19 protein-coding genes are annotated in these 21,056 nt (G+C 70.0%); 11 read left to right on the top strand and 8 right to left on the bottom strand.

The window, feature by feature from the left end:
* Positions 1-22 precede the first annotated feature (22 nt).
* Genes EAS64_RS15200 through EAS64_RS15185 form a run of 4 tightly spaced genes read left to right on the top strand, consistent with a single transcriptional unit; the run spans position 23 to position 3,660 of the window.
* Positions 23-655, top strand: a complete 633-nt coding sequence (locus EAS64_RS15200) for a hypothetical protein (RefSeq protein WP_145853676.1) — start codon at positions 23-25, stop codon at positions 653-655.
* The gene (locus EAS64_RS15195) at positions 645-1,787 is read left to right on the top strand and encodes a peptidoglycan-binding protein (protein WP_145853675.1); all 1,143 of its coding nucleotides are present in this window, start codon (positions 645-647) and stop codon (positions 1,785-1,787) included. The genes EAS64_RS15200 and EAS64_RS15195 overlap by 11 nt, the downstream gene beginning before the upstream one ends.
* Complete coding sequence (locus EAS64_RS15190; RefSeq protein WP_145853674.1) at positions 1,784-2,470, top strand: ABC transporter ATP-binding protein; 687 nt, start codon at positions 1,784-1,786, stop codon at positions 2,468-2,470. Before EAS64_RS15195 ends, EAS64_RS15190 begins: the two co-directional genes overlap by 4 nt.
* Entirely contained in the window at positions 2,467-3,660 is a 1,194-nt protein-coding gene (locus EAS64_RS15185; RefSeq protein WP_246115703.1) for an ABC transporter permease, read from the top strand. Before EAS64_RS15190 ends, EAS64_RS15185 begins: the two co-directional genes overlap by 4 nt.
* A gap of 179 nt (positions 3,661-3,839) precedes the next feature.
* On the opposite strand, the gene EAS64_RS15180 is transcribed toward EAS64_RS15185, so the two are convergent.
* Positions 3,840-5,354: an MFS transporter gene (locus tag EAS64_RS15180; RefSeq protein WP_145853673.1), complete on the bottom strand. Its 1,515-nt coding sequence runs from the start codon at positions 5,352-5,354 to the stop codon at positions 3,840-3,842.
* Between the two features lie 70 nt (positions 5,355-5,424).
* On the opposite strand from EAS64_RS15180, the gene EAS64_RS15175 reads away from it, so the two are divergent.
* Entirely contained in the window at positions 5,425-6,300 is an 876-nt protein-coding gene (locus tag EAS64_RS15175; RefSeq protein WP_187365944.1) for a DUF3027 domain-containing protein, read from the top strand.
* Here EAS64_RS15175 and EAS64_RS15170 read toward each other — a convergent pair.
* Positions 6,213-6,578, bottom strand: coding sequence for a DUF2530 domain-containing protein (locus tag EAS64_RS15170; protein WP_145853671.1), 366 nt, complete (start codon positions 6,576-6,578; stop codon positions 6,213-6,215). The two genes, EAS64_RS15175 and EAS64_RS15170, sit on opposite strands and share 88 nt — an antisense overlap.
* Positions 6,579-6,636: 58 nt before the next feature.
* Between EAS64_RS15170 and EAS64_RS15165 the strand changes: the two genes are divergently transcribed.
* Entirely contained in the window at positions 6,637-7,089 is a 453-nt protein-coding gene (locus EAS64_RS15165) for a MarR family winged helix-turn-helix transcriptional regulator (RefSeq protein WP_246115701.1), read from the top strand.
* Here the strand turns inward: EAS64_RS15165 and thpR are convergent.
* The 3 genes from thpR to EAS64_RS15150 all read right to left on the bottom strand — a co-directional run bounded on the left by thpR (position 7,022) and on the right by EAS64_RS15150 (position 10,102).
* Positions 7,022-7,633 carry an RNA 2',3'-cyclic phosphodiesterase gene (thpR, locus tag EAS64_RS15160; protein ID WP_145853670.1) on the bottom strand — a complete coding sequence of 204 codons (612 nt, stop codon included), beginning with the start codon at positions 7,631-7,633 and terminating at the stop codon, positions 7,022-7,024. The genes EAS64_RS15165 and thpR overlap by 68 nt on opposite strands.
* A gap of 109 nt (positions 7,634-7,742) precedes the next feature.
* Entirely contained in the window at positions 7,743-8,867 is a 1,125-nt protein-coding gene (gene serC, locus EAS64_RS15155) for a phosphoserine transaminase (RefSeq protein WP_145853669.1), read from the bottom strand.
* A gap of 134 nt (positions 8,868-9,001) precedes the next feature.
* A complete protein-coding gene (locus EAS64_RS15150; RefSeq protein WP_145853668.1) occupies positions 9,002-10,102 on the bottom strand; it encodes a citrate synthase 2 in 1,101 nt (366 codons plus the stop codon).
* A gap of 138 nt (positions 10,103-10,240) precedes the next feature.
* On the opposite strand from EAS64_RS15150, the gene pdxH reads away from it, so the two are divergent.
* The 3 genes from pdxH to EAS64_RS15135 all read left to right on the top strand — a co-directional run bounded on the left by pdxH (position 10,241) and on the right by EAS64_RS15135 (position 13,948).
* On the top strand, positions 10,241-10,879 hold the full coding sequence (pdxH, locus tag EAS64_RS15145) for a pyridoxamine 5'-phosphate oxidase (RefSeq protein WP_281283268.1): 639 nt from the start codon (positions 10,241-10,243) through the stop codon (positions 10,877-10,879).
* A gap of 77 nt (positions 10,880-10,956) precedes the next feature.
* A complete protein-coding gene (locus EAS64_RS15140; RefSeq protein ID WP_145853666.1) occupies positions 10,957-11,667 on the top strand; it encodes an iron-dependent transcriptional repressor DtxR in 711 nt (236 codons plus the stop codon).
* A gap of 34 nt (positions 11,668-11,701) precedes the next feature.
* Positions 11,702-13,948: an ATP-binding SpoIIE family protein phosphatase gene (locus tag EAS64_RS15135; protein WP_145853665.1), complete on the top strand. Its 2,247-nt coding sequence runs from the start codon at positions 11,702-11,704 to the stop codon at positions 13,946-13,948.
* 64 nt (positions 13,949-14,012) lie between these two features.
* Here the strand turns inward: EAS64_RS15135 and EAS64_RS15130 are convergent, their stop codons facing one another.
* The 3 genes from EAS64_RS15130 to groL all read right to left on the bottom strand — a co-directional run bounded on the left by EAS64_RS15130 (position 14,013) and on the right by groL (position 18,650).
* Positions 14,013-16,460, bottom strand: a complete 2,448-nt coding sequence (locus EAS64_RS15130) for a hypothetical protein (protein WP_145853664.1) — start codon at positions 16,458-16,460, stop codon at positions 14,013-14,015.
* A 79-nt stretch (positions 16,461-16,539) separates the two neighbouring features.
* Complete coding sequence (locus EAS64_RS15125; RefSeq protein WP_145853663.1) at positions 16,540-16,935, bottom strand: PPOX class F420-dependent oxidoreductase; 396 nt, start codon at positions 16,933-16,935, stop codon at positions 16,540-16,542.
* Positions 16,936-17,024: 89 nt separating this feature from the next.
* Complete coding sequence (gene groL / locus EAS64_RS15120; RefSeq protein ID WP_145853662.1) at positions 17,025-18,650, bottom strand: chaperonin GroEL; 1,626 nt, start codon at positions 18,648-18,650, stop codon at positions 17,025-17,027.
* 317 nt (positions 18,651-18,967) lie between these two features.
* Between groL and EAS64_RS15115 the strand changes: the two genes are divergently transcribed.
* Both EAS64_RS15115 and rfbB read left to right on the top strand, forming a co-directional pair.
* Complete coding sequence (locus EAS64_RS15115; protein ID WP_145853661.1) at positions 18,968-20,038, top strand: glucose-1-phosphate thymidylyltransferase; 1,071 nt, start codon at positions 18,968-18,970, stop codon at positions 20,036-20,038.
* Entirely contained in the window at positions 20,035-21,054 is a 1,020-nt protein-coding gene (gene rfbB, locus EAS64_RS15110; protein ID WP_145853660.1) for a dTDP-glucose 4,6-dehydratase, read from the top strand. The genes EAS64_RS15115 and rfbB overlap by 4 nt, the downstream gene beginning before the upstream one ends.
* Positions 21,055-21,056: the final 2 nt, after the last annotated feature.

Raw genomic sequence — 21,056 nt, 5'->3', positions numbered from 1 at the left:
GCCAGGCGCGAAGGGAATTTCCATGAACAGGATCCGACTGCGGCCACGGGCGGCCGGCCTGGCCGCGGCGCTGGCGGCGGCCATCGCGGCGCCCGTGACCGCCTGCGGCGGCTCGGGCTCCGCGCCGCCGGCCGTGCCAAGCCTCAGCCAGAGCGCACCCGGAGGCCAGGCCACTGCCGGCACGGCGGGCGGCGCCCGGGCCAGCGCGCTGCATGCGGCAGCCCAGTGCATCCGCCAGCATGGCATTCCCGGCTACGCCGATCCGGTACTCACCCCGAGCGGTCAGGTCTACAGCGACAGCCGCAGTTTCCAGAATGCCTCGCAGTCGGTACTAGACGCCGTACGGCACGCCTGCGCGGCGCTTATCGCGACCGCGGGCCTGAGTCCGATGGACGAGCCGCCCGCCCCGCCGCAGCTCGTGCAGGCCGGCGTCAGGGCAGCCGAGTGCCTGCGGGCGCACGGCCTGCCGAAGGTCACCGACCCCACAGCGCGGTCCCAGTACACGCCCGGTCACGGGTTCGGCGTGTCCGCGAGCGAGGGGCCGGCCGGCGGCAAGCAAAACCCCGTCTGGCAGCACGCCATTCAGGCATGCGTCGCGCAGGTAACCGCGGAGATCCAGGCGTCGACGCTGGGGAGCCTGAGCAATGACGGCTGACCGCGAACCGCGCCGCCGCCTGGCCGCCGCGGCGGGCGTGCCGCTGCTCGCCGCGGGCGCCACCGCGGCGGCCCTCATCGGCGGCTACGCGCTGTACCCGCGGCAGCAGGCCGCCGCCACGCCGGGCATCGCTACCAGGACCGCCCCGGTGGTCAGAACGGACCTCACCAACACGGTCCAGGTCGCGGGGGCACTCGGTTACCGCGGGTCCTACGGAGTCGTCAACCAGGCGGCGGGAACCGCCTACACGGCGCTGCCCGCCACCGGGGCGATCGTGCACCGGGGAGACCGGCTGTATGAGGTCGACGGCACACCCGTCACGCTGTTCTACGGCTCACGGCCGGCATGGCGGTCGCTGTCGGAGTGGGTGCTACCCGGGCCCGACGTGGCCCAGCTCGACAGGAACGTGATCGCGCTCGGCTTCGGCAAGTACCTCACGGTCAGCGACTACTACACAGCAGCGACCGCATACGCGGTCGAACTCTGGCAGGAGGCGGCCGGCCTGCCGGCCACCGGAACCGTGCCGCTCGGCCAGGTCGTCTTCGCACCAGGCGCGCTCCGGGTCACCAGCGTGGCCCCGGGCCTCGGCTCGCCGCCGCAGCCGGGCGCGCAGGTGCTGACCGCGACGTCGACCGCTCCCGTCGTCACCGCGCAGCTCCCGGTCGCACAGGAGTACTTGGTGCGGCGCGGTGAGGAAGTGACCGTGACGTTGCCTGACGGCGTGACGACCATCCCGGGTACCGTCACCGCGGTCTCATCCGTCGCCACGGCGGGGACAGCCGCCGGCGGACAGGATCCCAGCGCCCAGCCGGGGCAGAGCGGGGGCGGCAGTCAGGAATCGGTCGCGATGACCGTCCGGCTGAACCGCCCGCTGGCGGCCGGAGACTTCGACCAGGCGCCGGTGTCGGTCAGCATCGTCGCGGCGCACGTGAATGACGTGCTCGCCGTCCCGGTGAGCGCGCTCGTCGCGCTGGCCGGCGGCGGCTACGCGGTCGAGGTAGTGCACGGAACGGGCGCCGCCGCCGCCAGGCAGCTGGTCGCGGTGCGGACCGGCCTGTTCTCGTCCACCCTGGTGCAGGTCTCGGGCGCGGGCATCGCCGCGGGCCAGCGGGTGGAGGTGCCGGCCCAGTGACCGAGTTGCTCACCGTCACCGGTGTCGGCAAGACCTACCCGGGCGCGACCCCGGTGCGGGCGCTCGCCGACGTGACGCTCGCACTCAGGTCCGGCGAGCGGACCGCAATCGTCGGACCGTCCGGCTCGGGCAAGACCACGCTGCTGCACGTCGCGGGCACGCTGGAACGACCGTCGCGGGGCAGCGTGCGGATCGGCGGCGAGGAGGTCTCCGGCCTTTCCGACGCGGCCGTGTCGCGGCTGCGCGCCCACCGTCTGGGCTTCGTCTTCCAGCAGTTCCACCTGCTCGACCACCTGGACGCGGTGCAGAATGTGGCGCTCGGCCTGCTCTACCACGGCACGCCCGCCAGGCAGCGGCGAGCCGCGGCCGTGGCCGCGCTCGACCGGGTCGGGCTCGGCGACAGGCTCGGCCACCGTCCCGCCCAGCTGTCCGGCGGCGAACGCCAGCGGGTGGCGATCGCCCGGGCCGTGATCGGCAAGCCAGACGTGGTGTTCGCCGACGAGCCCACAGGGAACCTCGACTCCGCGGCGGGCTCGACCATCGTCGCGCTGCTCGCCGGCCTCGCCGACGACGGGACCGCGGTCGTCGTGGTGACCCATGACCAGGCGGTCGCCGCCGCGATGGACCGGCACGTGCTCATGCGGGACGGCAGGATCGTGTCTGACGACGGAGCGCCACGGTGACCGCGAAAAGGCCGCGGCTGCGGGCCGCGGACCTGATAAGCGGCGGCCTGCTCGGCCTGCGGGCGCGCAGGCTGCGGGCGGCGCTTTCCGCGCTCGGCATCGCCATCGGGATAGCCGCGGGTGTCGCGGTGCTCGGCATCTCCGCCTCATCGAAGGCGAACCTGCTCAGCCAGCTCGGGGCCGAGGCCAACCTGCTCACCGTGTCCGCGGGCAGCGGCTTCGACGGGTCGCCCGCCCCGCTGCCGCTGACCGCCCAGCCGATGATCGCGCGGATCCCGCCGGTCGAGTCGGTGACCGCGGTGGGTTACGTGCCGGCCGTGACGGTCCGGCGCACCAGCATGGTGCCCGCCATCGACACCGGCGGCATCTCGGTGCTCGCCGCGCAGCCCGGCCTGCTCGGCACGCTTGGCGGCGCCGTGTCGCACGGGGCCTTCCTGAACGCGGCCACCCAGCGCTACCCGGCGGTCGTGCTCGGCGCGGTCGCCGCCAGGACCCTCGGCATCGACCAGGTAGCTCCGGATACCCAGGTGTACCTGGGCGGCCTGTACTTCACCGTGATCGGCATCCTTTCACCGGTGCCGCTCGCCCCGGAGATCGACGAGGCCGCGCTCGTCGGGTTTCCCGTCGCGCACCGGCTGCTCGGCCTTGGCGGGCACCCGACCGAGCTGTACCTGCGGGCGCTGCCGGATCAAGTGCAGGCGGTGACCAGCGTGCTCCCGTTCACCGCCAACCCCGCGCAGCCCGAGGGCGTGCAGGTGAGCACGCCGTCGAGCATCCTTGCCGCACGGGCCGCCGCGGGCACCGCGCTCACCGGGCTGTTCCTCGGCCTCGGCGGGATCGCCGCCGCGGTGGGCGCGATCGGCATCGCCAACATCATGGTGATCTCCGTGCTCGAGCGGCGCGGCGAGATCGGGCTGCGCCGCGCGCTCGGCGCCGCCCGCTGGCACGTCGCGGCGCAGTTCCTCGCCGAGGCTCTGCTGCTCTCGCTGCTCGGCGGGGCCATCGGGGTGCTGCTCGGTGCGGCCGCGACGGCCGGCTACGCGATCTCGGCGGGCCAGCCGGTGGTGGTTCCCGCGGTCGCCGTGGCGGGCGGGCTCGGGATCGCCCTCGTGGCGGGCGCCCTGGCCGGCGCATATCCCGCCGTCAAGGCGGCACGGCTGCCCCCAGCGGAGGCCCTCCGAGCCACCTGACCGGCCGGAATCAGGGTCCGGGAGGCATAAGGGCGGTTTCCCCGTCGGGCACGCGACTCAATACCCGGCCGCCAGGCCGGCCTCGGGGGGTACGGGGGGTCGTCCCCCCGGGAGATAGGCGTTTGCAGAGCGCCCGATACGATGGCGGTTTGTGCCATCGGGCGCTCAGCAAACGCAACCTAGCGGGTGCTCGCGGCCTGCGCGGGCGGCATCCGGTGCTCGGTTGCCACGACCCGCTGCCTGCGGCGCAGCACGAGCAGCACAAGCGCGACGAGCAGGCCGCCTGCGGCGATGCTCAGGCCGACCTGCCCGTTGTTCAGCATCGACACGAGCACGCCCGCCAGTCCGCCTGCCACGTTGGCGACCTGGTTCAGCGTTTCGGAGACCGCGAACGTCGAGGACCTGATCTCATCGCCGATCTCGCGGCCGACGATCGAGTCCTGCCCGAGCTTGGCGAGGCTGGCGCAGAAGATCGCGGTGGCCTCGACGATGACGGCCGCCCACAGGCCGAATTGCCACGCGCACAACGCCGTCACCACCGGGGCGATGGCGAGCACGCTGAACATGATCAGCTGCGGCGCCCGGCCGCGGAAGAAGGAGCCGAGGATCATCGAGGCGAGGCTGCCGACCGACAGGCCGAGCGCGAGCGCGCCGAGCGCGAAGTTGTGCGAGACCTCATGGCCGAAGACCGTACCGAGGTTCACGCTGCGCAGCAGGAACGCGAGCAGGAACAGGATGTAGCCGGAATAGGCGCGCAGCACCGCGTTGACCGTCATCGCCTCGGCGACGATGGGCCCGACGTTGGCGAGGGTCCGCCAGCGCCCGCCGTGGTGCCCCCGGCCCGCGTCCGGCTTCTCCCCGGCCTCCAGGGGTAGCGTGGGCCGCGGCATGTCCGGCCGCGTCGGTGTCCCCGGCTGGGGCTCGCGACCTGGGCCCCGCCCCTGCTCGGGCGCGGGCGCCGGCGCGCGTTCCGCGGCCGGGACGTCGATCTGCTCGGGAAGGCGGAGCGCGAGCACCATGGCGGCCAGGTAGATCAGCGTGCCGACACGCAGCGTCCAGGCGGCGCCGCCCGCGAACTGCACCCCGGCGGCGAGGACCGCTGCCGCCGTGGACGTGGCGATCGAAATGAGACCAGAGCGCGCGTTCGCGGTGACAAGCGTGAGGTTGGCGGGCAGCAGGCGAGGCGTGACCGAGGCCTTGACCACGCCGCCCGCCTTCTGCAGCACCAGGATGCCGAACGCGGCGGGCAGCAGCGTCACCGAGTCCTTCACGTTCGCCGACATCGCGTAGCAGAGCAGGCCGCGGGTGAGCATGGTGCCTGCGAGCACGAACCTGCGGCCCTGCTGTATCCGGTCCAGCGCGGGGCCGATGAACGGCGCGAGCACGGCGAACGGCGCCATCGTGATGATCAGGAAGAGCACCACGCGGCCGCGGGCCTGGTCCACGGACGTGCTGAAGAAGATCGTGCCCGCCAGCGCCACGGTCACGAACGCGTCGGCGGCGCCGCTCGCCGCGGTCATCTCGAAGAGCGTGCCGAGACCGGTTCTGTCCGCGCCCTGTGCTCCGGTGATCCGGTGCACGAAGCGCGCCGTCCGCCTGGTTGCCTGGCCGGAGGCCTGACCGCCCGAGCGGAACGCCTGGCCCGTCGCATGGGCGGCATCACCAGCCCGGCGCAGCGCATCCGACATCCGCATGTTCACAGTATTCTTGGTCTGCGGCACTGCGACGAGCCCTATCGGGCGACGGGAGCAATAATTGGCAGTCGTGAGCACGATCAGAAACCGGGCGAAGGAAGCGGACCAGGTCTGCGCCGACGCTGTTGACGTGGCCAGGAAGGCCCTGATCGATGACGCCGGGGTGACCTCGGACGCCATCGGCGAGCATCTGGGCGTCGAGCCCGTCGCCGATCGTGTCGTCATGCACCTGTTCGGCTGCGCGGACCGCGCCTACGCCGGCTGGCGCTGGGCGGTCACCGTGACGCGCGCGCCGCGGTCCAAGCTGGTGACGGTCGACGAGAGCGTCCTGCTTCCGGGCCCGGACGCGCTGCTGGCGCCCGCCTGGGTGCCCTGGCACGACCGGCTGCGGCCAGGCGATGTCGGAATCGGCGACCTGCTGCCCGCGAGCCTGGACGACGAGCGCCTCGTACCGTTCGCCGTCCTCGACGGCGACGACGCGGTGACCGACTGGTTCCTGCCCTGGACCGACACAGAGAACGAGCAGGCGGGGCCGGCCGAACCGTCGGAACTGCCCGCGCCCGGCCGGTCACGGGTGCTGTCCTCGTTCGGCCGCGACGACACGGCGGAGCGCTGGTACGAGAGCGATCACGGGCCCCGCACGCCGCTGTCCCACGCCGCCCCCGCCAACTGCGTGACCTGCGGTTTCTTCGTCCCGCTGAGCGGCGGCCTCGGCCGGGTCTTCGGCGCCTGCGGCAACGCGTTCGCACCCGACGACGGCCGGGTGGTCTCGGCCGATCACGGGTGCGGCGCTCATTCCGAGGCCGTGCTCACCGGGGCCGCCGTGCACGCCGCCGTCCCGGTCATCGACGAATTCGGCTACGACCTCGTGGACTTGCCTGGCGTCTCTGTCGAGGAAACGGTGTTCGAGCCGCTGTCCCGCGACTCGTACCCCGAGGAGAGCTGAGCCTCCTGCGCGGCCCTGGCCCGCTCGGCGATGCGCGCCCGCCTGCGCTTGAGTAGCGGCACGTACCAGAGCCCGAACAGGCCCATCAGCACGCCGATGACGCACGTCCATATCCACCAGCGGACATCGGCGGGCAGCTCGCTGCGCACGGCAAGCAGCACGGCGAGCGCTACTGCCCAGCCGAACGTGATGGTGGCGGTCACCTTACGGTCGTCCGCTTCCCTTGGCGGTGGCGGCGGACGCCGCTGACCGCGACCGACCTGCGGACTCTGACTCACACCCCAAGGCTAGCCGACCATGCCTATCTGACCTGCCCGCGCATGATGTACTTGGTGGATGCCTGAGGCAGGTACACAGACGGACCCGGGTCTCGCCACCGCGATGCGGATCTCGGTCAGCAGGCTCGCACGGCGTCTCCGCGTGGAGCGCCTCGGACTCGGCGGCCCAGAGACCGCCCTGTCCGACATTCAGCTCGCCGCCCTCGCGGCACTTGAGCGCAAGGGCCCGATGACGCCAGGCGAGCTCGCCGAGCATGAAAAGGTCCAGCCCCCCTCGATGACCCGGGTGATCGCCGTGCTCGAGGAGCGCGGCCTGGTGCTAAGGGAGCCGCATTCGACCGACCGCAGGCAGGTCATACTCACCGTGACACCGGACGGCAGGGACCTGGTGCAGCGCGTGCGTCGCCTTCGCGAGGCCTGGCTGGCGCAGCGCCTGCAGGAACTCACCCCCGAGGAACGCCAGATCCTCCGCCAGGCGGCGCCGATACTCGAAAAAATAAGCCAGTCTTAAGCGGCCAGGCGCCGATGGTCTGGTATCGCGGCTGACCGCCGAGCGTGCTGCGGATGAGCTGGATCTCCGTGGCCGTCCACGCAGGCCCGGCGTAACCAGACAGCTCCGCTACGGCCTGCCGCAGGTCGGCGGGGACGCGGCAGCGGCCGAGCGTCACGTGCGGCCGGTACCGCCTGCCCTCGTCGGGCGGCGCCGCGCCCGCCCGGCGTGCGCCCGCGCCGACCGACATCGCCAGTTCCCCGAGCGCCTTCCTGTCGCCCGCGAGACCGCTCCACAGCACGGTGGCACGCGCCGGACTGGGAAACGCGCCGCCGCCTGCGATGCTGAGGCCGAACGCCGGATGCCGCCGCGCCGCACGCTCGAGCCTCGGCAGCAGCGCGGGCAGCCGGTCCTCGCCGACCTCGCCGAGGAAGGCGAGAGTGATGTGCCGCAGCTCACGGCCGGTCCAGCGCAACTCGGCGGCGCCAGCCCGCAGCGGCGCGCAGGCCGCCTCCAGATCGTCTAGCGCCGCCTCAGACGGCGCGAGAGCGACGAACAGTCTCACCAGGAACCACCGCAACGTACGCTGAACTCGTGAACAGGGTGCCCCGCTGGCTGATGCCGACCGTTCTCGGACTGCTCGTCCTCGTGGTCGTCATCGGCGCGATCGCCCACTAAGACATTCGCTCGACCACAAAGTCGATGCATCCGGTCAGCGCGGCCACGTCCGCGGGGTCGACCGCGGGGAACATTCCGATCCGCAGCTGGTTACGGCCGAGCTTCCGGTAGGACTCGGTGTCCACGATCCCGTTCTCCCGCAGCACCCGGGCGACCCCGTCGGCGCTCACGCCGCCGGTGAAGTCGATCGTGCCCACCACGGGCGACCGCATCGCGGGGTCTGTCACGAACGGCGTCGCGAACTGCGACTTCTCGGCCCAGTCATAGAGGATTTCGGCAGAACGGTTGCTGCGTGCCTGGGTCCAGGCAAGGCCGCCTTCCGCGAGCATCCAGTCCAGCTGGGCGGCCAGCAGCACCAGGGTGGCTATCGCCGGCGTGTTCAGCGTCTGGTCCTTGACGGAGTTATCGACCGCGGCCTTCAGCGACAGGAAGTCAGGGATGTACCGTCCGCTCGCGGCGATCTTCTCGATCCTGGCGAGCGCCGCGGGGGACAGCGCGGCAAGCCACAGGCCGCCGTCGCCGCCGAAAACCTTCTGCGGTGCGAAGTAGTACGCGTCGAACTCGGCCGGGTCGACCGGCAGCGCGCCCGCGCCGCTCGTCGCGTCGACGAGGACGAGGGCATCGTCATCCGTCCCCGCGGGGCGCCGGATGTCCATCCGCACCCCGGTGGACGTCTCGTTGTGGGTAAGCGCGTAGGCGTCCACGCCGCCCTCGGCGACCGGCAGCGGGTGGCTGCCTGGCGCCGAGACGATCACCGATGGCTCCTTAAGCCAGGGAGCGCGCGCGGTCACCGTCAGGAACTTCGACGAGAATTCACCGAACGACAGGTGCTGTGACCGTTCCTGAATCAGGCAGAACGCCGCCGCGTCAAAGAACGCTGAGGTTCCTCCGTTGCCCAGGGCCACCACGTACCCGTTCGGGAGTCTGAAGAGCTCAGCGACACCGTCACGGATCCGCCGCACGAGTGCCCGGACCGGTGACTGCCTGTGCGAGGTGCCCAGCTCACGTGCCGCCGCCACCGCGGCGGCCTGCTCATAGCGCACCTTTGACGGACCGCTGCCGAACCGGCCGTCTATCGGCTTGATATTGGCGGGAATGATGATGCTAGCGGTGGAGGTCACCAAACCAGCCTAGCTACTTTGCGGGGAGACGACCTCTCTGCACCCCCCGATCATCGGGGGCCCGCGCAGCCCCCCAGTTCGCCCCGCCGCGGGGACGGCGCAAGAGCCGCGCCGTCCCCGCACGGTGGCTGAGGTTAAAACAAAACCTCGGCTGCGCCTGGCACTTCTCGCACCGGGCGGAGACTCGGGCCGATGTACCTGGCCGACGGGCGGACCAGGCGCCCGGTCAGCTTCTGCTCCATGATGTGCGCGGACCACCCCCCCGTCCGCGCGCAGGTGAACATGACCGGGGTGACGTCCGCGGGCACCTCGGCGAAGTCGAGCACGATCGCCGCCCAGAACTCGACGTTGGTCTCGAGCACGCGATCAGGCCGGCGGGCGCGAAGCTCGGCGAGCGCCGCGTTCTCCAGCGCGAGCGCGACCTCGAACCTGGGCGCGCCGAGCTCCTTGGCGGTGCGCCGTAGCACCCGGGCCCGGGGGTCCTCGGCTCGGTAGACCCGGTGCCCGAAGCCCATCAGGCGGTCGTGGCGGTCGAGAACGCCCTTCACGTAGCCTTCCGCGTCGCCGGTGCGCTCCACCTCCTCGATCATGTGCAGCACGCGGGCCGGCGCGCCGCCGTGCAGCGGACCGGACAGCGCGCCGACCGCGCCGGAGAGGGCGGCGGCCACGTCGGCGCCGGTGGACGCGATTACCCGGGCGGTGAACGTGGAGGCGTTCATGCCGTGCTCGGCCGCGCTCACCCAGTACGCGTCGAGCGCCTTGACGTGCCGCGGATCCGGCTCGCCGCGCCAGCGGACGAGGAATGCCTCGGCGGGCGAGGTCGCCTCGTCCACGAGGCGCTGCGGAACGGGCGGCAGATCCGTGCCCCGCACGGACTGGGCGATGAACGACAGCAGCTGCGCGCTTGCGCGGCCGACGTCCTCGCGTGCCTGCTCCGGCGTGATGTCGTAAAGCGGGCGCAGGCCCCACCGCGCGGCGAGTGCCGCCACGCCGCTCTGCGCGTCTACTCGGGCATCGCCGGTGCGTACCGGCAGCTCGACCGCCTCGGGGGACGGGAGGCTCTGGCCGAACGCGTTGTCGACGAGCAGCCCCCAGACGTGACCGTAGGACACGTGCCCCACGAGCTCCTCGATGTCCACGCCGCGATAGCGGAGTGAGCCGCCGTCTTTGTCGGGCTCGGCGATCTCGGTCTCGAAGGCGACGACGCCCTCGAGGCCCGGCTTGAAGTCTGACATCGTTACCTCTCTAGATGCTGAAGAATTTCATTCAAACTCCGCTCTGCGCGACAGTGATAGGCTGCTACCGCGTAAAGAACCGCAGAATTTCGCGGAACGTGCAGGGATCGCGCTTTCTCACCCAGGCGATGGCAGCGCGTGGCCTGCCGGGCCGCGGACCTAAGATCTACGGTTATGGACAGGGCGTTGACTCCCGAGATGCTCGACAGCTCCCCGATGAAGCAGTTCGCTCACTGGTTCGATGAGGCAATGGCGGCCGGGCTGCCTGAGCCGAACGCGATGGTGCTGACAACCATCGGTGACGTGCCGCACGCGCGGACCGTGCTGCTCAAGGCGCACGACGCGGACGGTTTCACCTTCTACACCAACCGGACCTCGCGCAAGGGACGGGACCTCGCCGCCGACCCGCGCTGCTGCGCGCTCTTCCCCTGGTACGCCATGGGCCGCCAGGTGACGGTGGAGGGGTCCGTGCGGCAGCTGACCATGGAGGAAAGCGAGCCCTACTACCACTCGCGGCCCTGGCTGTCGCAGATCGGCGCCTGGGCGTCGCGTCAGTCCACGGTGCTCCAGTCACGCGACGAACTCGACGACCGCGTCGCCAAGCTGTCCGCGCGCTGGCCGGAGGGCACCGAGGTGCCGATGCCGGACTTCTGGGGCGGGTACCTCATCGTGCCGAACCGGATCGAGTTCTGGCAGTCGCGGCCGAACCGGCTGCACGACCGGCTCAGCTGCCGCCGCTCCGGTGACGGCTGGACGGTCGAAAGGCTGTCCCCCTAGGCATATTCGACAGTCTTCTTAGGTTTCTGACGGTGGTGACGCGAGCGCGTAGCATCGCTGTCAGGAGGAATTTTTCAGTGACTGCCCATGGGCTTATCGACACGACGGAGATGTACCTCCGTACGGTGTTCGAACTTGAAGAGGAAGGGATCGTCCCGCTGCGCGCGCGGATCGCGGAGCGGCTTGCCCAATCCGGCCCGACGGTCAGCCAGACGGTCGCCAGGATGGAGCGCGATGGTCTCCTCCACGTGGCGGGAGACCGCCAGCTCGCGCTTACCGACGCCGGCCGGTCGCTGGCCACCCGGGTGATGCGCAAGCACCGGCTGGCCGAGTGCCTGCTTGTCAGCGTCATCCAGATGCCGTGGGAAGAGGTGCACATCGAGGCGTGCCGCTGGGAGCACGTCATCTCCGAATCCGTCGAGCGGCGGCTGTACGAAATGCTCGGGCACCCCGAGCGCTGCCCCCACGGCAACCTCATCCCAGGGCTTGACGAACTCGCCGCGTCGCCGGAGCACGCGGACGCCGCACCAGACGCCACGATGGTCGACATCATCCACACGGCCAAGGAGCCGGTGCGGTCCACGGTTACCCGGATCACCGAGCAACTCCAAAGCGATATGGACCTGATGCTTAAACTGAAGCGGGCCGGGATACAACCCGGACGCGAGGTATCACTCGCGGCGGTGGAAGGTGGGGTCCGGGTGTGTGGCGCGGACGGCGCGGACGTGGCGGAGCCCATCGATCTTCCGGCAGAGGTAGCCTCACACGTATTCGTATCCAAGGAGTAACCAGGAGACCTGTTCAGGTGACCGGAGCGTGACAATGACGCGCTGGAATGAGAGCCTGCCGGCAGAGATCGTGCTGAGCCAGGCCGAGATCGGCGTCATCGTGGCGGACCGGGCCGGCAACGTAGTGTTCTCAAACGATTACGTTGCTAAGCTGCTACGTCTCGATGGCGCCACTGTGTCGTTCACGGGCAAGCCCCTTGGCGAACTCGGGCTGCTTCCCGAGGGTGAGCCCGGCCGGGTCGACCAGATCACCAGGCAGGTGCTGAGCGGCATTTCCTGGGAGGATTCGTTCGCCGGGCACCGCAGCGATGGCAGCCTGCTCTTTATCAGGGAAGTGGCGGTGCCGCTGCGCGACCCGTCGGGCGAAATCGACGGCATCGTGCTGGTCATCACCGAGGCGGGGCGGCGGGACTCGCTGCGCGAGCCAGACCGGCTCCGGGTGCTCGAGCGAATCGGGCAGCGGCTCGCCGGCTCACTCGAGCTCGACGCGACGCTGCGGCAGGTCGCCCAGATCCTGGTGCCCCGGTTCGCCGACCACTGCTTCATCGACCTGTTCAGCGGCGAGAAGCTGATCAGGCGCGCGGCGGCGCACGCCGGGGGCTGGGAGCCGCCCGAGGGCACCTGGGCGCGGGTCGGCGAGGCGATCCACTACCCGCCTGGCCACTTCATGCAGCAGGCCATGTCCCGCCTTGAGACGATCGTGGTTCCGGATCTCCAGGCAGACTTCTACCCGGCGCCGAGCGAGCAGTCCATGTCGGCCGCCGACCAGGCCGGGCTGACGTCCGTGATCGCCGCTCCGCTGTACGCGCGCGGCGAGCTGCTCGGCGGCATGTCGCTCGCCCTGTCCAGGCTCACCGACCGGCCGGACCCGCACTACGACCTCTCGGACGGCGACCTCATCGGCGCGATCGCCTCCCGGGTGGCGGTGGCCATCGACAATGCCATGCTCTTCGAGGCCGAGCGGCGGACCGCGCTCGCCTTCCAGCAGTCGCTGCTCCCCGACTCCGTCCCCGAACTCGACGGTCTCGAGGTGGCGTTCCGCTACGTCCCCGCCAAGCCGCTCGCCACCCAGGGACAGGGCATTCAGACCCAGGTGGGCGGCGACTGGTACGACATCATCCCGCTTGCCGCGGGCCGGGTCGGCCTGGTGATCGGGGACGTCGAGGGCCGCGGTGCGCGGGCCGCGGCGACCATGGGCCAGCTGCGCGCCGCATTGCGCGCCTACGCGCAGGACGAGAAGTCGCCCGCCGACATCATGCGCAAGCTCGATGAGTGGGTCCGCTCCACCGCCCCGGTGGGCGCGGGAGGCGACCCGCCGACCGTCTCCTGCATCTACCTGATCTACGACGCCTGGTCCAGGGAGCTGACGTTCGCCAACGCGGGACACGCCGCGCCGCTGCTCGCTGTCGACGGCGTTATCCGCCCCCTTGAGGTCAGGCACAAGGGCGTGCTGCTCGGCGTCCGCGGACGCGGTATCCGCGGCCTGCCGACCTATCGCGAGCAGACGGTAACCCTGGCGCCCGGCGCCGCACTCGTGCTGTACACCGACGGGCTCACCGACCGGCGGACCAGGGATGACGGCGACGGTCACTACAGCGAGGCCGAGGCGGTCGCCATGCTGCGTGACGCGCTGCTCGCGGCGGCGCCGTCGGCGGACGCGCTCGCGGTGGCCGCGGAGAACGCCGTGCCAGGCGACATCGACGACGACATGGCAATCCTGGTGTTCCGTTCCTCACCCGACGATCTCGCGTCCTTCCAGCGGTCCTTCCCCGCCGAGCCGATCATGGTCTCCGAGGCGCGGCGGCTCGCCACCACCACCTTCGCGGCCTGGAAAATGCATCCCGACCAGGCCGACCTGGCCCTGCTGCTCGTCTCCGAGGTGGTGACGAACGCGGTGCTGCACGCGTCGGTGACCCCGAGCCCGGCCGGGCGCCGCTTCGACCTGGAGCTGGAGTCGTCGCTGGCCGACGTCGCGTCGGGTGGTGCGAACGTCGGCGCGCTCACCCCCGCATCCGGCCTGGCGCTCGGCGCCCACTTCGCGCCGGTCTACCGGCCACGCGAATTCACCATGCGGCTGCGCCGCGGCGCAGCATCGGTCTGGGTCGAGGTCTTCGACCCCGACCTCCGGCTGCCCAGGCTGCGCACGGCACGCGCCACCGACGAGGGCGGCCGGGGCCTGTACCTGGTGGAACAGCTCGCCACCCGCTGGGGCTCCCGCCCCACCGCCGACGGCAAGGCCGTCTGGTTCGAGATCCCCCTCGACGCCAAGAACAACAGCTGACCCGCCGTCGCTCCGCAGGCGATGCCCCGGCATCATCGTGGACTGGACGCCGGCGGACAGATGCTCAGCCCGTGCCGGTCAGCGCGTTGCCTTCCCAGTCAACCGCCACGCAGTTGGCGGCGTCCGCGCATGAGACGCCGGTGATGCCGGTACCGGGGGTCGTCACCGGATCGACGTTGGACGTGCCGGACCAGGTCGCTCCGTTGAAGCTGGCCACATTCCCGCTGAGGTCCCCCATCAGGCAGAACCGGGCGACGGTGCACGAGACCGTTTGCGGTACGCCCACGCTGTCGATGGTGGCGGGTGCGGTCCATGTGCTCCCGTTGAACGTGTACTGATGGCCTTGCGCGTCGATCGCCACGCAGAACCTCGTGGACGGGCAGGAGACGCCGGTCATGGTGACCGCCCAGCCCGGGTCGAGTGCGGTGGCACTGGACCAGGTGCTGCCGTTGAACGTGAACGCGTTCCCCAGGTCGTCAACCGCGACGCAGAAGGTCCTGGTGGCGCAGGACACCTGACCCTCGCCCGGGGCCGGCCCGAAGCCCAGCCAAGCGTCGAGGGCTCCGTTACCGACACTGACGCCGTTCCAGGTGGCGGTGTAGACGCTTTGCGACGTTGTCCCGTAGGTGAGCATCTCGCAGAAGTTCGGGTCGGTGCAGGAGATCGAACTCAGCGGCAGGCCATCCTGAACCAGAAACTTCCAGGCAGTCCCGTTGAAGATGAAGATGTGCCCGCCAAGGCCCTTCGAGTTCGAAGCGTCCACCGCCATGCAGAAGGTCGCGCTGGTGCAGGACACCGAGTCAACCTCGCTCGCCAGCGGGCTGATGGCCTGCGGGGTGCTCCACTTGTCCCCGTTGTAGGTGAGGTATGCCCCGGACCAGTCCACCGCCATGCAGAACGACCGAGTCGGGCAGGAGACCGCGTAGGTGAAGCCGTGCTTCGACCCGCCGCCTGGAGCGGCCGAATGCGTCCATGACGTGCCGCTCAGCACGAAGATGGTCGTTCCGTCCGTCACCATGCAGGACGTCGCGCTCGCACAGGACAGCACAGAAGTCTTGGGCTGATCGAGCGCTCGCGCTCCGGACCAGGTGGCGCCGTCGGTCGTGTAGTAGCTGCCACCGCTCAGCGCCATGCAGAAGGAGGTGCCGCGAGCACAGGACACATCGTTCATCGGGTTAGCGCTGAGCGTCGCGGGAGCAGACCAGCTGCCGTTGTAGAGCAGCGCGTGTCCGCTCCGGTCGACGGCCGCGCACAGCTCGGCGCTCGCGCAGGACACCTGGACTGCGTAGAAAGGCACGTCATACTGGGTGCCCGCGTCCCAGCCCGACGCGCCGTAGGCGTAGGCCATACCCGCCGCGCTCACGGCCATGCAAAAGGAGTCACTCGTACAGGAAACCGCCTTGAGCACGTCGGTCGCGGCGACGGTGGCCGGCGCCGACCAACCGGAGCCGTTGAAGGTCGCCGCCCGCGTCGCGTCGACGGCCACGCAGAACGCCTGGCTCGCGCAGGACACCGCGACGGCGTTCAGGCCGATGCCGGCGGCCCGCGACCAGGACGTGCCGTTGTAGGTGAAGCTGTTCCCGCTCGTGTCCACGGCCAGGCAGAAGGTCGTGCTCACGCAGGAGGCGTGAATGTTGTAGCCGTTGTTGAGGTACGGACCCGTCTCGAGTCGCACGGGGGCAGACCAGCCGGTGCCGTTCCAGCGTTCCGCGGAGCCGGTGGCCAGGTCAAACCCCATGCAGAAGGTCGCGGAGACGCACGATACGGTGCCTACCCAGCCGGCGGGGGCGTCGACGCTTAGCGGGGCGGAGAACTTCATGGCGGACCAGACGTTGCCGGCTGTCGAGGCACTGCTCGTGCCGCCGGGCCCGGACACCGTGAGAGTGAGGCGGTAGTTCTGCGATGCCGTTCCACCAAGCGCGGGCAGCGTGACAGGAACTTTGAGCCCGACGGCCACGGCGCCCGCCGCGCAGGCCTTGGTCACCGGCAGGCCAGGGACAGCGGGACTCGCCGAGATCGTGCATTTCGCCGAGCGGCTAACCCCGGCGGACAGCACCACTGCGCCTCCGCCTGACGGCAGGTCCGCTGGGCTCACCGCGAGCTTGGTAACCGCCGGCGGTGCCTCGCGAACGACGACAGTCAGCGGCTTGGTCGCGACCTTGCGGCCGCCGCCGCTGACGGTCAGCACGAACTTGTAGGCCTGCTGTCCCGCGGTCTTGTTGGCGGGCACGGCAACCGTGCGCTTGGCAGATCCGCCGCTGCACGCGATCTTGGCCGGGAGGCCCTTGAGAGCAGGCGACGAGGTGAAAGCGCAGGTACTGGCGCCCTTGACGACGGCGCTTAGCTGGACCTTCCCGCCCGTCGATGGCAGTGACTTCGTGTTCACGCCGAAGGACTTGACGGTCGGACTGCTGGCTGTGCTCTGGGCGGCGCTCGCCGGGAGGACCGATGCCAGCAGGTACAGCGCGGCACCGGCCGCAGCGGCCAGGCTGCGGCCCAGAATGATCTTCATGACCGGACATGCTAGGGGCGCATCCCGGGGAGTAATGACGGCATTTGTCACATCGTGCGAATACTGAGACCTGGCAGCACTAGGCGGCGTAGCCGGCGGCCTTGAGCACCTCGACGCGGACGATGACGCGGACCGCTCCGGGCTTGTCCTCGCCCGGGTCCTTGCCGTCGTACTTCCAGGACAGGCCGGTGTCGAAGGCGCGGCCGACGTCCGGCGTCATCGACGCGCGGCCGCGCAGCTCCACGTAGTTCTCCGGGTCGGCGGACTCGATCACGGTGACGCTCACCCGGGGGTCGCGCACCATGTTCCGGTGCTTCAGCCGGCCCTCCACCGTGGAGAACAAGATATCGTCGCCGTCCCTGCCGATCCACATGACCGAGGTCTGCGGGCTGCCGTCGGCGTTGACGGTGGCGAGTACCGCGTAGTTACGGCCGTCGATGAGCCGGATCGCGGACTCGGAGAGCTTGATTCCCATGCCGGCACGCTAACAGAGCCCGTGGACGCGAAACGGCCCGGGCCGTTGCCGGTCCGGGCCGTTAGGCGTCTTGCTAAGCGGCGATGGACTTAGAAGTCCATGTCCCCGCCGCCGGGGCCAGCGGGAGCGGCCGGAGTCTTCTCCGGCTTCTCCGCGATGACCGCCTCGGTGGTGAGGAAGAGCGCCGCGATGGACGCCGCGTTCTGCAGCGCCGAGCGGGTGACCTTGGCGGGGTCGATGATGCCGGCCTTCAGCATGTCGACGTACTCGCCGGTGGCCGCGTTCAGGCCCTGGCCCGCGGGCAGGGACTTCACCTTCTCGACCACGACGCCGCCCTCAAGGCCGGCGTTGATCGCGATCTGCTTCAGCGGCTCGTCGACGGCGCGGCGCACGATCTGCGCCCCGGTCGCCTCGTCGCCCGACAGGTCGAGCTTGTCGAAGGCGGTGCGAGCGGCCTGGATCAGCGCGACACCGCCGCCGGGCACGACACCCTCTTCGACCGCTGCCTTGGCGTTGCGCACCGCGTCCTCGATGCGGTGCTTGCGCTCCTTGAGCTCGACCTCGGTCGCCGCGCCCGCCTTGATGACGGCCACGCCGCCGGCCAGCTTGGCCAGCCGCTCCTGCAGCTTCTCGCGGTCGTAGTCGGAGTCGGTGTTGTCGATCTCGGTGCGGATCTGGTTGACCCGGCCCGCGATCTGGTCCGCGTCGCCGGCACCGTCGACGATCGTGGTCTCGTCCTTGGTCACCACGACCTTGCGCGCCCGGCCGAGCACGTTGACGTCCACGCTGTCCAGCTTGAGGCCGACCTCTTCGCTGATGACCTGGCCACCGGTGAGGATGGCGATGTCGCCCAGCATGGCCTTGCGGCGGTCACCGAAGCCCGGCGCCTTCACCGCGACGGACCTGAAGAGGCCGCGCATCTTGTTGACCACCAGGGTGGCAAGGGCCTCGCCCTCGACGTCCTCGGCGATGATCAGCAGCGGCTTGCCGGACTGCACGACCTTGTCGAGCAGCGGGAGCATGTCCTTGTTGGCGGAGACCTTGGAGTTCACCACGAGGATGTACGGGTCCTCGAGAACGGCCTCAAGACGCTCCGGGTCGGTGACGAAGTACGGCGCGATGTAGCCCTTGTCGAAGCGCATGCCCTCGGTGAGCTCAAGCTCGAGGCCGAAGGTGTTGCTCTCCTCGACGGTGATGACGCCTTCCTTGCCCACCTTGTCCATGGCCTCGGCGATCATCTCGCCGATCGCCGTGTCCCCGGCAGAGATGGACGCGGTGGAGGCGATCTGCTCCTTGGTCTCCACGTCCTTGGCGAGCTTGGACAGTTCCTCGCTCACCCGCTCGACGGCCGACTCGATGCCGCGCTTGAGCGACATCGGGTTGGCGCCGGCGGCGACGTTCCGCAGGCCCTCGCGCACCAGCGCCTGGGCGAGCACGGTCGCCGTCGTCGTGCCGTCGCCGGCAACGTCGTCGGTCTTCTTCGCTACTTCCTTGACCAGCTCGGCACCGATCTTCTCCCACGGGTCCTCGAGCTCGATCTCCTTGGCGATGGACACGCCATCGTTGGTGATCGTGGGGGCTCCCCACTTCTTCTCGAGTACCACGTTCCGGCCCTTGGGGCCGAGGGTTACCTTCACGGCGTCGGCAAGCTGGTTCATGCCGCGCTCGAGGCCGCGCCTGGCGTCCTCGTCAAACGCGATCATCTTCGCTGCCATTGGTTCCAGTCCTCCGTGGCTACGGGTTAGGACCGGCCGAAGCCCGCGACGGACGGCACGGCCGCCCGGCAGTCCTTCCCTGCCGACCAGCGGTGCCTCATCGCCCGATCCCGCCGTCATGGTTGTCACTCTCACTGGGAGAGTGCCAAGTCCCATGTTTAGCACTCTCATAGGGAGAGTGCAAACGCCGGGGGCCGCGTACTGGGCGTTCTTCTATACGGCATGGGCCGCCTCTGCCGAACGCGTACAGTGAACAGGCACAGAACAGGTCGGTGAACCACCCGTTCCCCTTCGAGAGGGTTTGCTACTTTTCCGCCATGAAAGCTCTCGTCCTATCCGGTGGCTCCGGCACGCGCCTGCGCCCGATCACCCACACTTCAGCGAAGCAGCTGGTCCCGGTGGCGAACAAGCCCGTGCTGTTCTACGGGCTCGAGGCGATCGCCGCGGCCGGCATCACCGATGTCGGCATCATCGTCGGCGACACGGCCCCCGCGATCGAGGCGGCAGTCGGGGACGGTTCGAAGTTCGGCATCAAGGCCACCTACATCAGGCAGCTCGCGCCGCTCGGTCTCGCGCACACGGTCCTGATCGCCAGGGAGTTCCTCGGCGACGACGACTTTGTGATGTACCTGGGTGACAACTTCATCGTGGGCGGCATCGACGCCATCGTGGACGAGTTCACCGGCTCCCGGCCGGACGCCCAGATCATGCTGACCCGGGTGAGCGACCCGCGGTCGTTCGGCGTCGCCGAGCTCGACCCGGACTCCGGCGCGGTCAGGAGCCTCGAGGAGAAGCCGAAGGAGCCCAAGAGCGACCTGGCGCTGGTCGGCGTCTACCTGTTTACGCCGGCCATCCACGAGGCGGTCGCCAGCCTCAAGCCGTCCTGGCGGGGCGAGCTCGAGATCACCGAGGCGATCCAGTGGCTGCTCGACAACGACCGCACGGTCAACTCGACGACGATCACCGGGTACTGGAAGGACACGGGCAACGTCGCCGACATGCTCGAGGTCAACCGGCTGGTGCTCGAGGGCATGGAACAACGGCTGGATGGCACGGTAAGCGACGACTCCGAGATCATCGGCCGGGTCGTCGTTGAGGAAGGCGCGACGGTAGCGGGCTCGCGCATCGTCGGCCCGGCGATCATCGGCGCCGGCAGCTCGATCACCGGCTCCTACATCGGCCCGTTCACCGCCATCGACGAGGACTGCTGCGTCGACGACAGCGAGATCGAGTACTCGATCCTCATGTCCCGCGTCTCCATCCGCGGCACCCGCAGGATCGAGGCCTCGATCATCGGCCACGACGCGGAAGTGACCCCCGCGCCCCGGGTACCGCGGGCGCACCGGCTCGTGCTCGGCGACCACAGTAAGGTGCAGATCAGCTCATGAGGATTCTGGTGACAGGCGGCGCGGGCTTCATCGGCTCGCACTACGTCCGCACGCTGCTCTCCGGCGGCTACCCCGGGTACGAGGACGCCGCGGTGACGGTCTACGACAAGCTCACCTACGCCGGCAACCTCGCGAACCTGGCCCCGGTGCAGGACAGCCCGCGCTACACGTTCGTGCAAGGCGACATCTGCGACCCGGCGAAGCTCGCCGAGGTGCTGCCCGGCCACGACGCGGTGATCAACTTCGCCGCCGAGTCGCACGTGGACCGGTCGATTGCGGGGGCGAGCGAGTTCATGAACTCCAACGTGCTCGGCGTTCAGGTACTGCTCGACGCGTGCCGCAGCGTGGGCATCCCCCGCATCGTGCACGTCTCCACCGACGAGGTCTACGGGACGATCGCCGAGGGCGCCTGGACCGAGAAGTCTCCGCTCGACCCGAACTCCCCCTACTCCGCGGCCAAGGCGGGCGGCGACCTGATCGCCATCGCCTTCGCCCGCACCCACGGGGTCAACGTCTCGGTGACCCGGTGCTGCAACAACTACGGTCCGTACCAGTACCCGGAAAAGGTCATCCCGCTGTTCACCACCAACCTGCTCGACGGCAAGCCGGTGCCGCTGTACGGCGACGGCCTCAACGTCCGCGGCTGGATCCACGTGGACGACCATTGCCGCGGCATCCAGCTCGTGCTGGAAAGGGGCGAGGCCGGCCAGGTCTACAACATCAACGGCGACGTCGAGCTGAACAACCGCGAGCTGACCGAGGCCATCCTCGACAAGTGCGGTGCGTCCTGGGACGACGTGGTGCGCGTGGCGGACCGCAAGGCCCACGACCGCCGGTACTGCCTGGACGACTCGCTGCTCCGCTCGATGGGCTACGCGCCGCAGACGGCGTTCTCCGACGGCCTCAAGGCCACGATCGAGTGGTACGCCGCCAGCCGCGAGTGGTGGGAGCCGCTGCACCGCCCGGCTCCTCCCGCCCGGACAACGCCCGCGTCAGCCGAGCCGGCTGCGGAGTAGTC

Source organism: Trebonia kvetii (genome assembly GCF_007827045.1).
In the GTDB taxonomy this organism is placed as follows: Bacteria; Actinomycetota; Actinomycetes; order Streptosporangiales; family Streptosporangiaceae; genus Trebonia; species Trebonia kvetii.
This window is presented reverse-complemented; position numbering and strand designations above follow the sequence as displayed.